The organism is Olivibacter jilunii, from assembly GCF_900607235.1.
GTDB classification, from domain to species: domain Bacteria; phylum Bacteroidota; class Bacteroidia; order Sphingobacteriales; family Sphingobacteriaceae; genus Olivibacter; species Olivibacter oleidegradans.
Genome location: NZ_LR027848.1, coordinates 218,509 through 232,012, shown reverse-complemented (window position 1 = coordinate 232,012; position 13,504 = coordinate 218,509). Strand labels below are relative to the sequence as shown.

Here is a 13,504-nt window from a genome sequence, read left to right as displayed (position 1 = left end):
CGATCAATTAGGCATGTATTATTGATATTGTATATAACTTGGTGCTGGCTTCAACTGCAATAATTCAGTTGGAGTCAGCATTCTTTTTGGAGCCTGTTTTAAATCGTTTTTATAAAATAATTTAAAACCGGTAAATTGCACGGGCTCCCGGTAGATAAATTGGCGGTAAGTTGCTTTCTTTAGAGCGGGAGGTCCCCAGCCATCCATCTCGATAACAACCTGCACTTCGGGGCGTAATTTAATGTTCTTATAGTCTCGCACCATACCGGCAGTGAAACGATGTACAACGAGTAATTTTGGAGGTAATTGGCTTTCTTTTACTAAACGAGCTAAAAAATCGGCCGCATAATTGATATCCCTGGCATCGAAGCTGCCGATCCGGGTACCGGGTTTGCTCCCATCCTTCATTGAAAATTCCGGATCGATTCCCAAATGTACCTGAGGCAGTCGCAGGTATTTTTCCAACCTCGGAATCTCTTCCTGCAAAGTACTTAAGGCGACTTGTATATCTAAAAATACAGGCAAGTTACCATGTTGCCGAGCAATATTCAGAACGGAATCTATTTGTTTGTCGGGCATGCGCAGGCGGTGTTTACCATCTCTACCGGCGTCACTTTGGGCGGTTACCGCGATATAATGCAGGGCGGCAATGGCTTTGGTGCTGCTATCGGCATCGTTCCAACGTACAACTTCCTCATTGAGCCGCCTGATCATTTCTTTCGGTGGAAGTTCACCTAGTATTCCCATGCGCTTAGAATATAGGTTTCCATAGTAAGCGATAATCCGATGTTCGGGAAGCAAAGCGCCTTTTAAAGGCAAGGGCTGTGGACTCACTGGCCATCGGTTTGCCGTATCGCCATTGGCAAGTGCTAGTAACTTTTGGTAGTAACTGATACTATCCACTGTCGTATCATCGAAGCTTGCTTGGCTTTGTAAGGTATCTGCGAGCGCCAGCTTGTCGCTTACCGTATTAACCTGAGCGCAGGAATAACCCGCAAGTGCTAGCAAGGCGGGGATGAAAAGCAATAGCCTAAAAGGCGATCGAAAACCTATTTTAATCATAAAGTTTAGAATAGAAACGGTAAGGTAATACAAAAATAAAATAAATTTACCGCATACCTATGTAGTAGAATGAATGATATTGATAATGAAGGGGATATCATGAAAATAACTTTATTATTTGTACTTGTTCTAAATAAACTTTATACTTGCACTATCGATAATCGTTCTAAATAAAAGAAGTTTGTAGGCTTGAAAAATAACATGGTTCATGTTTGGTTTGGTTGGTTAAAGTTTCCGGTTTCATAACACATTGTAGAAGCCGGATTCTTTTATTCCGAGTTAAGGTTATAAACGTTAGGTTTTTTTGTTCATAAAGTATCTATATAGATTGTTTATATAGTTGTTTAGTTTAGTTAGTGTAAAGCGGTTGTCGTGAGATATCCGCTTTATTTTTTGTGATGAGAGTGAGGAATGGAGGAAAGAATAAATCAAGCTATAGTGCAATAATGTGCAGATTGGAAAGTTAAAATATACATTTTTTTTACAGATGCCGGAATTGAGATTTTTAATCTCTGTCTTTTAGATAATTTTGGTTTCGGAATAAAAAAACCTTATGAAAACACGATTTACCCTTCACCATTTTGTCAGTTTAATAACTTTAATCATTTTGTTTTCCTGTAATAAAGAGGCGAGGTTAGATCCAGTTGAAGACGTTGATTTGCGAAATGGCTTGCGATATAACTTCCCATTTTCCGGAAATAGCATTGAAACGATATCAGGCTTAAATTATGATACACATGGGGCAAAATATACAACTGACCGTTTTGGAAACCCTAATTCCGCACTTTGTCTAGATGGAAATTATTTGGATCTGGATGCTGGCTTAGCTGATTCAATCGGTACTCTTTCTTTTTGGTTACAGAGTCCAGATGTTCATTTAAATAAGCAATTACCGCTTTTTGTTGGCGGTGTTCATACACTTGCCTTATACCGATATAGACTTGTAATTGAAGAAGGAAAAATATCGCTTCTTTCGCTTTTTAGATGGGGAGTGCCCACCGGCGAAGGGTGGCCGGAGCCATTATACACAGATTCTGTTCTCCGTCCTAATTCTTGGCATCACATTGTTGTGCGTTGGTCCGATGCCGAAGAACTGGTTGAAGTCTATGTCGATAATGAAAAAGAGCTATCGTCATTATATTTGCCCAATTGGAGTCTGGCCGAGAAAGACGATGTTAATCAGGAAACGGTAGGGGCAGAATGGAATTATGGCAGCCACGCAGGAAATTATTTAACATATTTCAAGGGACAAATGGATGACCTTAGGTTTTATAACAGACGACTTAGCGATCTAGAAGTCGAGGCCCTGTATATGGATACTAAATAAAATAATGTTCTTGGACTTTGGGCTCTCATATAGCGTTCGGCCAATTGGTCTCTATCCCTTCCTTTCGAACGAAACGCTGAAAATCGTTCAATAGCTGCTGATCATTTCTAACCTGATGGGGTGTTAATTTCTTTCGAATAACATAGGCACTTAACAAACCAACGGCTTCTCCGATACTCCATTCCACGGGATGCAAACGATAACAGCCGTTTGTAATATGAGTGGTTCCAATATTTTTATTGGCGGCGAGCAGGTTTTTCATGCGTATGGGAAGGAATGCACCTAAAGGAATTTGAAAGGGGAGCGAACTAAAATCGATATAATTATCGCCACCACTGCTCGGGTGGAGATCGATATGATAGTACCCGATACCCACGCTGTCAAAAAAATCAGCGGCTTTACTAGCTGCGGATTGTCCGGCAACCAAACCTCTGTTTTCCTTTCCCACATGTTCTTCGAGAATGGTAAAGGTTGCTTTTATTCGTCTCGATTCGCGTATATACGGGTACTTAGCTAACCCGTCAGCGGTCCCTAATACATCACCCCGTAAACGAAGGCCGGGCCACCCTTCACCACCATCGGACCTTGGAGCGGCCGTCTGTAACCAGTAAAATAGGGATAAACTTAACTGCTTTGCTGCTTTCAGGTGCTTTGCATATACGGCGGGCGGTACATCGATCAAGTTACCCAAAAAATAATCGTTCTGTGGCCAATTCATTATACTGAGGTCACCGCCAAAGGCCCCGGGTAAAAAATTGTGTCTGTTGATGATTTTTCGATAATTCCAAAGGTTTAACGCTTTATTGGTCGCTTCACCGGTTGGATTGAAGCCGAGTGTAGTGGCCTGCAATGTACGCGGATTGGAATAGGAGAGATCCAACAATTTACCCGACCAGGAGGGGACCATCTTCGGTATGAAATCACGCCAAAAATCATATTGTTCCGGCTTATCAATCACGTGGTTTTCTCCTTGTTGATAGTCCATAGCCAAACACATAGTAAAAGCCTGTTGGTTTTCAGGCTTGCCGACTTCCGGGGCATGCAGCTCGTTCGTTTCCTTTTTGGATTCGGTACCTGTAACGTATTCCGTACCGGTTAATGGGAGCAGATCACCGAGCTCGGTAGCATCGATAAAATAATGACCATTTAAAGTAAGTTCATGATCCTCATGCCGATGTTTCACAAGTACTGCGGTGACCTGATCTTGATGAATAGCGGCTTTTATAACTCGATAATCCGTGAGTAAGGTTAATTTACCGGAGCTTAAATAAGGCATTAACATCTCCAATAGGACGGCAACAGCCACTCTAGGCTCATGGCATAGGCGTGAAACGGAACCATCTCCGGGATTTAAATGGGTGCGCTGTTTTGCTTCGGTCGTTAATGGATAATTGCGTTTATAAAACGTACGTATGCGATCACGAAAAGCGCGGTATGAGGCGGGTGCACCATGGGTTTCAATCCATTGGTGCTCGTCGGGAGGTACGCCTTGTTGACTGAGCTGACCTCCCAACCAATCGGTTTCTTCACTCAGTGTAACGCACAATCCATGGCGCAGCGCGGCTAAAGCTGCCGCGCATCCGCCTAAGCCTCCGCCAACGATGACAATGTCGGACTTAAGCTCTTTCTGTTTGTGCTTTTCATGCGCATGAGCTGATGCATTTGATAGGTAAGGGATATTGGCTAAAAAGGTGCTGCCTATAGTGATGCCTGTTATAAAATCTCGTCTTTTCATATTTGGAATTTATGGATGTCAAACGGTTCCATCGTTCTTTTGAAGTGCCGTAGCGGCATAATCTACTGCTCTTGCTGTAAGTGCCATATAGGTCAGGGATGGATTTTGATTACCGGTTGAGGTCATACAGGCACCATCGGTAACAAATACATTTTTACATTGATGAAGTTGATTCCACTTATTCAACAACGATGTTTTGGGGTCCTTTCCCATGCGTGCCCCGCCCATTTCATGTATATCCAAGCCCGGTGCATCTTTACGGTCAATCCTTGCTGCGACCTTACAACCGGATTGCTCGAGCATAGCAGAGCCCTGTTCCAGAAAATCGTGCATAAGTTTTACGTCATTATCCGTATAGTCAACGGATGTAATCAATTGCGGAATGCCCCACGGATCTTTTTCATGGTTACTTAGGCGGACATGATTTTCATATCGAGGGATGGTTTCTCCTTGCATCATCATGAAAACCTGCCACGGACCGGCCTCTGTGAGTTGATCTTTATAATCACTTCCAATTCCTTCCAGCTGTTGGCTCCATCCTGCTCTACTAGCGCTGAAGGCGATCATATAACCTCGTAGAAAGTCGGTCTCCTGCCGGAATACATTGCGAAAGGAAGGCATAAAAATGCTGGTGGGGCGTCGTCCGTAATAATATTGATCGCGAAGCCCATCAAAGCTGGCCAATATATTGCCACGATAATTATGAAAGGCAATGTAATGGCCAAGTAAGCCGTTGTCATTGCCCAACCCTTGGGGGAAGCGGGCTGACTTCGAATTTAATAGGATAAGATTGGTGTTAAGAGCGGATGCGTTAACAAAAATAATGCGTGCATAAAACTCCTTTACAAGTTTTGTTTTGCTATCCACAGTACGCACACCGATTGCTTTGCCCTTTTGTTCATCGTACAGAATAGATTCCACCACTTGATTGGTCAATAAGGTCAGATTACCTGTAGCATCGGCCCAGGGTAGTGTGGATGAATTACTGCTAAAGTAAGCACCGAATGGGCATCCCCGATGGCAGAGGTGCCGAGCCATACATTGGCCTCTTCCTTGGGCTACATGAATTTTTTGTGGTGCCGTGAGGTGGGCACAACGACCAATGATGACATGGCGATTGGGATAAGAGGCTTTTATTCGTTCTTTAAGGTGCTTCTCTAGAGCATTCATCTCGAAAGCAGGAAGCACTTCGCTATCGGGAAGGTTCGGAATCTGATCTTTGGTCCCGCTGATTCCAACAAACTTTTCTACATAACTGTACCATGGTGCCAGGTCTTTATAGCGAATGGGCCAGTCTATCGCAAAACCGTCCCGTGCCGGGGCTTCAAATTCATAATCACTCCAACGCTGCGTTTGTCGTGCCCAAAGTAGGGACTTGCCGCCAACTTGATAGCCCCTTATCCAGTCGAACGGCTTCTCCTGCACATATGGGTGTTCCTGATCTTTTACAAAAAAGTGTTGTGTTGTTTCGTCAAAAGCATAGCAACGGGACACAATGGGATTGTTAGTCGTCACCGCTTCCGGTAGCTCTCCTCGATGTGTGAATTGCCAAGGATCCTGCATCGCCGTAGGATAATCTTCCAGGTGTTTGACCATTCGACCCCGTTCTAATACCAACGTTTTATACCCTTTCTCACAAAATTCTTTGGCCGCCCAACCACCGCTGATGCCCGAACCGATTACAATGACATCATACGTGTGCTGCGCTTTCGCCTTCCCCGATATATTCATGCTCTTTTTGTTTATAATGATACCTGCAGCAATTTAGTTATTTCCTGTTACAGATGCTTAGCTTGTGCCTTTATGGATTAATTTCCTTTAAAGCCTGGGAATAATAAGTTAAATTTTTTTGTATATCAGGTACCGAATTTTCCCAATTGTTTTCATATTCGATGGCCAAGGTTCCTTTGAAATTTTGTTGTTTTAGTTCAGCTAACATAGCTTTTACATCGAGTATGCCGGTACCCCAGATTGTATCGGGCATTTCCTCGTGCGCTGAACGCTTACCAGAGGTGATGTCTTTGAAATGGAGTGCATGTATACGCCCCTTTAACTTCCTAAGGCATTCCAGCGGATTCAGCCCTTCTCGTCTCCAATGGCCCACATCTGCGCAAGAGCCGATCCTCGCATCGCGGTGACCGATCACCTTCAATAAATCGTTAGGACTCCAATACAATGAAGGCTTGGGATGGTTATGGACAGCCAGTTTTATATTATACTTTTTGACAAGCTTTTCGACCAAGTCCCAATCGGCCAAGGCCGGTTCGGCACTAATGTACTCCATATGCATGGCTGCGGCAAAGGAAAAATAAGCTTCCCATTCGGCAGCTTCCGTTACAACCACTCCCATGGCAATGATCCTTATACCTCGTTTTGCAGCCTCTTGATTTAATTTCTCTTGATTTTCTTTTGATAAACTCGGCGAAAAGTTTAATTCGCCAAACCCTGCGCCCAAGGGATGCCCCGGGTAAACTTCAAGGTAGTGCAGTCCCAAAGTTTGTACTTTATCTAAGGTTTCCATCAGTGTAAACTTATGGAAGGTATACGACTGGACGGCAAGTTTCCAATCGGTCTTTACCTCTGGGGATTGTGCTGCCGCGTAATGAAAATTGTATAGAATTAAGCAGGCGGTAAAAAATACGGTTATCAGGTTCCTTTCTAATCTTTTCATGATGAATTCTCTTATATTTAAGACCGGTACCGTCGATCGCATAACAGATCAACGACACCGGCGATTACTTATTAAACCATATTAGTCGATCGGCATTTCGGGCAATTGGAATCCGTTATGGTAAGTATGCTTTATCCATTCGTTTGCAATGGATTTAGCTCCGAACTCCGTAAAACGACGATCAAATCGGGGATCACCATCAACTACTTTAAACTCGTCCACCGAAACGATGTTGATTTTATCCTGATCTCCAATATTGGTAAAGGTCATATTTTCACCATCCCACAGCAGGTCGCGGTGTAGGCCCTGTAGTCGAACAGCTAATACACCCATCACCACCATCTCATTAAATGGTCCGGAGAATCCAAAATGCGAACTGGCCTCCGTGCGATTTTCCGGAGATTCCTTGGCTGCGCGAATCCATTCCTGCTCGTGGGCATTGGTACTCCAAATATCTCCATTTCCACCTTTAATCCGCGGAATCCAAGGCGTCGGCTGCTCAAAATGTTCCATTTCGCTCACTGGTAAAAGGGTTGGGTTCATGCCATAACATCCGGTCATGATTTTTCCTTTTTTACCAATGAAGAGAATACCACCATTCTCGTCGCCTAACATCATGCCGGGACTGAGTTCCACCGGTCTTTCGGGCATCAATCCCCCGTCATACCAATGAACCTTTACTTCCGGCATTTTTACTTTTCTTTTTTTCGGTCGCTCCGGAAAAGTATACTGCACCATTTGTGCATGAGGTGGTGAATACAAATTACTGAGCGTTGAACTGCCATTAACTTTAATGGGGTACTTTAAATCTAAAGCCCAATAAATGGGATCCATAATATGGCAGGCCATATCGCCTAATGCGCCGGTACCGAAATCCCACCAACCTCTCCAGTTCCAGGGCGTATAAACACTGTGGTACGGACGTTTGCTGGCGGGGCCTAAGAAAAGATCCCAGGAAAGGGTATCTGGCACAGGCATGGCATCGCCGGGTTGCATCAATCCTTGTGGCCAAATCGGGCGATTGGTCCAACAGTGTACTTCTTCCACTTCTCCGATAATATCGGATTGAATCCATTCGGCAACCTGTCGGCACCAGTCAAAAGAGTTGCCTTGGTTACCCATCTGTGTGGCTACTCTATACTTAGAGGCTAGATTGGTTAAGAGACGCGATTCATATACAGAATGGCTAAGCGGCTTTTGCGTGTAACAGTGTTTTCCCAAAGTAATAGCATGGGCAGTAATGACGGCATGATTGTGGTCGGGAGTTGCTACCATAACGGCATCAATAGAATTTCCCATTTCATCAAATAGTTTCCGCCAATCTTTATATTGTTTTGCCTTCGGGTAATCCTGAAAAGTCTTTTGTGCATATTTCCAGTCTACGTCGCAAAGGGCGACAATATTTTCAGTGTTCATGTTAGCTAAATTGCGGCGACCCATGCCGCCAACACCTATGCCGGCTATATTCAGCTTGTCGCTAGGCGCCACGTATCCCAAAGTTTTACCCAAGACATGACTGGAAACAATGGTGAATCCCGCCAAGGCGGTGCTTTCTTTTATAAATTTTCTTCGTGTTAAATCCATGTTAGTAATTGCTGTTTTGTACTAATACTCCATTGGAGCGATCAATTTCAATTTGAGGTATAGGGAAAGGCCAGCTGTTTTCACTGGCATCACGTCCTTTATCGGCAAAGCCGTATTTTTGGTGGAAGGCTTTCATAGTGTTCGCGTATTCACCCCAACGTATTAGATCGTATAGTCGGAATCCCTCGAGGGCTAATTCGAATCGACGCTCCTTCTTTATGGCTTGCAAGATATCATCAGAGGTCTTTATGGCGTAACGGCTTGCAAAAGTAGCCTCATCGATGGCTTTGAGACCGGTTGCAAACAAGCGATAAATAGCGGGTTCATCAACTTTGGAGGTCGTTACGTAGGCACGGTGACGTACTTCGTTCAGGTAGTTCAATGCTTCTGCGTGATTGCCACCTGTTCGTATAATGGCTTCTGCATAGATAAGCAATACCTCGGAATAGCGGATCCAATACGGCTGCCAATTGCTACGTTGCAAGTCGTTTTGTTGCCGATAGGCTTGTGGTACAAAGGCTTTACGACTCTGTTGCAAATTATAGTCGTTAAAATAACCGCGATAGTTGTGTATTTCCTCTCCTCCGCTGGAAGTTTTGAAAATGTCGTTATGACTGATAATGGTAAACATTTTGCGTGGATCAGCCGGATCATATGCCGCTGCCAGATCGCGCGTTGGGGTATTTCCTCCCCAGCCGCCTACATTATTTCTGCCTACATTCATAATAGCAAAGGGGTCGCCCGCTAAGCCAAAAGCTGGATCGAATTTTCGCAGCACACCGAAAATGCATTCCTTTGAGAAGGGGCCGACTTGATAATCACCTCTAAATAAGTCCTGAAAATCGGGTAGCAATTGGAGCTGTCCGTTGTTAACGACCTCTCCCGCCATTTCTTTTGCGATGAGATATTCACCTAATGCATCTCCCTCCATTTTGCCCTGTTCCATTAATCCGGCAAAAAAAAGTGCAGCTCGTGCCTTAAGCGTATAAGCTGCATCTTTGGTGGCTCGTCCGGTTTCATTGTCGGGTAATTCGGACGATCGTGGAAAATTGGGCTCGGCAATAGCCTCGTCTAAATCGATGTACAACTGGTTGCGGAGCTCTTCGATGCTGGCCTTCCCCTTTCGTGTAGAAGGGTCTTCAACAGCAACTAAGAGGGGAACTTCCTTGAATACAGTAATTAAATCGAAATAATACCAAGCGCGCAAAAACTTTATTTCGGCAAAATAACGGGCAAGTGCTTCACTTGGAAGGGGTGCTCCGTTTTCCACTAAGTTACTTCTTTCTCGTTTCAGCGCATCAAGGGCGATATTACATCTGCCAATACCACGATATCGATTACTCCACGTTTCAAATAATAGGGGATTGGAAGAAAGAGGTCGACCGCGCCCTACTTCCGTTGTTTGCGGCCGATCGCCGGGATCGGAACCTCCCGCATCGGCATTATCGACACTTTCATCGCCAATCGCTACTTTGTTAACGGTGTAACCCCATCCGTCTTGCATTGGTTGGTAACAGCCCGTCACCAACTTTAAGCCGGCACCGTCGGTCTTAAAATAATCTGTTTCGTCCAGTACGCCGTAAGGGTCTCTTTCCAAAAAGTCACGCTTACAGCTGGCGATAAGGCCGAAAGCCGTTATGACTATATACGTTATCGTTCTTTTCATTGTCTAAAAGTTTGCATTGATACCAAACATAAATGATCTTGCCTGTGGGTAATAACCTTGATCTACTCCCATACTTAAGGGGGAACCGCTGCCAATCTCAGGGTCGAGACCTGAATAGGAAGTGAAGGTGAGGAGGTTGTACGCTCCTGTCCACACGCGAATACGTTGAATTTTGGCCTTTGCTAGCCAAGCATCCGGCAGCGTATACCCTAATTGCACACTCTTTATCCGTAGGTATGACCCATTTTCCACTAACCAATCGGATATTTGCAAATTGTTCTGATTGGAAGCGTTGATCGCGAACTGCGTGTGACTTGGATTACTTGGTGACCAGGCCTCGGTTAACAACTCTTTCGGCGCATTGTACCAGCCTACTCCCGACTTCATGTCGATCTTAGCAATGTTCATGATTTTATTGCCTAAGGTACCTTGCATTAACAGCTGAAAGTCGAAGTGCTTATAATCTGCTCCTAAACGGAGTCCGTAGGTCAGATCAGGAAAGGGATCACCCAAATTCGTGCGATCGGCATTGTTGATGGTCCCGTCACCGTTGACATCTACAAAACGCAAATCTCCTGGACGGGCGCCTTCTTGAATATAATCATCGGCTTCTTGTTGCGATTGGAAAATGCCATTTGTCCTGAAGCCGTAGAAATAACCGATCGGCATGCCTTCTTCGGTCAGGGTAGTTGTGTAGCTGATCCAACCACCACCGGTAATAGGCTCACCCCCACCTAAACTCAAGACCTTGTTTTTAAAGGTTGATGCATTGGCAGCAATGGAATAACCAAAATCTCCGATTTTATTACGGTACGAAAGATCGAATTCCAATCCGCTATTACGGACGCCACCGGCGTTGGACCAGGGACTATTCGGAAAGCCGAGGTAAGCCGGCAAAGGAACATTCAGTAACATCCCATCCGTGGTTTTGCGATAGGCATCTATTGTTAGGTTCAGCTTGTTGTTCAAGAAGGCTAAATCTAAGCCAATATCCAGCTGCTCAGTCTGCTCCCATTTTATCCCCGCATTTCCGATGTAATTACTGCCACCGATTAACTGTGGATTGCGTGGACCGAATAGATAATAGCCCATATTGCCCGAAAAGGTGGTTAGATAAGCACCTCGACTGATGTTTTGGTTACCTATCTTTCCCCAACTTACCCGAAGCTTCCCTAAATTGAGCCACGACCATTGCTTAATAAAGTCTTCTTCAGCAAAATTCCATCCAGCGGAAAGTGAAGGAAAAGCTCCCCATTTTTTATCCTCGCCAAAGTTGGAGGAACCATCGTAGCGGAAATTTGCCGTAAGCATATAGCGGTCCTTATAAGCGTAGAAAAGCCGACTGAAGTAAGAATTAAGTGCCATCTCCCATTTGGTACCGGATGCCTGCGGATTAATGGTGCCGGCATCAATGATCCACTGACTGGGATCATTGGATACTAACCCTTGTTTCGAGGCGCTGGAGGATTCGCTTTTCCATTGTTCTGCCGAGGTACCCACCAAGAACGTTACGTGGTGATCGGCGAATTCTTTATCAAATGTGGCTGTGTTCTCCCACACATAGTAATCCGTCTTTGAATTGGATTTACTTACCGTGGCGTCCACATTGAATTGATCGCCATCTAAATAATATTTCGGTGAAAAATAATCCGAGGTCCCTCTGGCTAAATCCACGCCAAAGTTACTTCTCAGTTTTAACCAGCTTAAGGGCTGTATGTCAATTGATCCACCTCCCTTAATAGCCGTTCCCTTCCATCGATTGTTTTTGTAGATCTCGGTCTGGGCTACCGGATTCTCCTTGTTAGTCATTAAAATGGGACTGTAAAACGACCATGGATTGTTTTGATCAATGCGATCAAGGAACAATCCCGATCGTAAAAAGTCGGGAACGTCTACTAAATTAGTCCGATACACGGGTGAGATCGGATCGGCTACGAAAGCGATAAAAGCGGTATTGAAACCTGGGCTGTTTTCAAGCACATTGCCTCTACCTTCATTAATGAGTCCAATATTCCCCGATAGTTTTAGCCAGCTGCGTAAATTATGGTTGAAATTAGTCCGCCAAGATAATCGATCATAGTCCGATCCATTGATAATCCCTTCTTGATCCATATAACTCAAGCTGGTCCGATAGGCTAAATCTTTAACACCACCGGAAATGGCGATATCATGATTTTGCACTAAGGCATTCTTATTATTGATCGCTTGCCACCAATTGGTACCCGCTTCACTTCCTGTGTTGGCACGCAGAAATTGTAACACCTCTGCCTTGTTTTGTTCCGAAAAATAGGGATCTAAACCTGCATTGATATTTGCTAGATTCTTGTAGTCCATAAACTCCGAAGCGTTCATCATCTCATAAGTTTTTATCGGATTTTGGATGCCGATATAACTATCCAGTGATATTTGGCTGTTTAGCTTGTCACCATCAGCGTTCCCCTTCGCCGTGGTAACCATAACGACCCCATTGGCTGCCCTTGAACCGTATATGGCGGTAGCCGACGCATCTTTTAAGACTTCAATGGACACAATATCATTGGGATTTAACCAACCGATGTCATTCTGAGGAAGTCCATCTACCACATAGAGTGGATTGTTATCGTTTACCGTACCTATTCCACGAATTCGAACAGCAGGAGGTGTGCCGGGGCTTCCGCCGGTAGAAGTGATTTGTACACCTGCCGTTTGACCTTGTAGGGCCTCTGTCGCATTTCGAATTGGCATATTACGGAGGTCCGTGCCGCTCACTTGCCCAACGGCACCGGTTAAATCGCGTTTACGTTGTGTTCCATAGCCAACTACCACCACTTCGTCCAAAGCGGCCTCTATTGATTTAAGTACAATCTGTAAGTCTTGCCCATTTCCAACTGCCACTTCTTGGGATTCGTAGCCTAAGTAGCTAATAGACAGAATGGATTGAGGAGTGGCGTTGACCATAAAGTGGCCTTGATCGTCGGTACGACTGGCTACATTGGTGCCTTTTACTTTAATGGATACGCCAATTAAGGGCTGTTTTGCCTCATCAAGCACTTTTCCGCTAACAGGAAAATCCTGCTGATCACTAATGGACTTTGGCAGACCTTCCTTCTTCTCTTTCAGCAGGATATAATCGCCTTGCAATTGATATGATAAAGAGGTGCCTTTTAATAACCTATCCAGAACATTGGCAACTGAACGTTTGGCGGGTGATATCGATATCGTTTGGTAGTTTTTTACCTCTTTGGCTTTATAGGCGAAACGATAGTTGCTGAGCGACTCGATCTTTAAAAGGGCGCTTTCCAGCGAGCCTTGATGAGAAAAGGAAATGTAGTCCTTATAAATGGATTGGCCTTTGGTTTTTTCAGCTAGCAACAGGCCAAAAGAAAAAAGTATCAAAAAGGCTATAAGACTGGCTGTTCTCATAATAAAAATGAGATAGGTTGGTTTAAAATTCATAATTTTGCATAATTAAGCTTATCT

At 44.4% G+C, this 13,504-nt stretch carries 8 protein-coding genes; 1 reads left to right on the top strand and 7 read right to left on the bottom strand.

From position 1 onward, the window contains the following. Positions 1-18: 18 nt before the first annotated feature. A complete protein-coding gene (locus E0E36_RS00980) occupies positions 19-1,062 on the bottom strand; it encodes a hypothetical protein (protein WP_130854443.1) in 1,044 nt (347 codons plus the stop codon). Positions 1,063-1,615: 553 nt separating this feature from the next. On the opposite strand from E0E36_RS00980, the gene E0E36_RS00975 reads away from it, so the two are divergent. Beyond that, entirely contained in the window at positions 1,616-2,389 is a 774-nt protein-coding gene (locus E0E36_RS00975; RefSeq protein ID WP_130854442.1) for a LamG domain-containing protein, read from the top strand. A gap of 25 nt (positions 2,390-2,414) precedes the next feature. Here the strand turns inward: E0E36_RS00975 and E0E36_RS00970 are convergent, their stop codons facing one another. The 6 genes from E0E36_RS00970 to E0E36_RS00945 all read right to left on the bottom strand — a co-directional run bounded on the left by E0E36_RS00970 (position 2,415) and on the right by E0E36_RS00945 (position 13,480). Further along, positions 2,415-4,124: an FAD-dependent oxidoreductase gene (locus E0E36_RS00970; protein WP_130854441.1), complete on the bottom strand. Its 1,710-nt coding sequence runs from the start codon at positions 4,122-4,124 to the stop codon at positions 2,415-2,417. An 18-nt stretch (positions 4,125-4,142) separates the two neighbouring features. Next, positions 4,143-5,855, bottom strand: a complete 1,713-nt coding sequence (locus E0E36_RS00965) for a GMC oxidoreductase (protein WP_130854440.1) — start codon at positions 5,853-5,855, stop codon at positions 4,143-4,145. A gap of 70 nt (positions 5,856-5,925) precedes the next feature. Then, a complete protein-coding gene (locus tag E0E36_RS00960; RefSeq protein WP_130854439.1) occupies positions 5,926-6,795 on the bottom strand; it encodes a sugar phosphate isomerase/epimerase family protein in 870 nt (289 codons plus the stop codon). Positions 6,796-6,876: 81 nt separating this feature from the next. Beyond that, positions 6,877-8,379, bottom strand: coding sequence for a Gfo/Idh/MocA family protein (locus E0E36_RS00955; protein ID WP_130854438.1), 1,503 nt, complete (start codon positions 8,377-8,379; stop codon positions 6,877-6,879). Between the two features lies 1 nt (position 8,380). Continuing rightward, the gene (locus tag E0E36_RS00950) at positions 8,381-10,045 is read right to left on the bottom strand and encodes a RagB/SusD family nutrient uptake outer membrane protein (protein ID WP_130854437.1); all 1,665 of its coding nucleotides are present in this window, start codon (positions 10,043-10,045) and stop codon (positions 8,381-8,383) included. A 3-nt stretch (positions 10,046-10,048) separates the two neighbouring features. Then, positions 10,049-13,480 carry a TonB-dependent receptor gene (locus tag E0E36_RS00945; protein WP_130854436.1) on the bottom strand — a complete coding sequence of 1,144 codons (3,432 nt, stop codon included), beginning with the start codon at positions 13,478-13,480 and terminating at the stop codon, positions 10,049-10,051. Positions 13,481-13,504 lie beyond the last annotated feature (24 nt).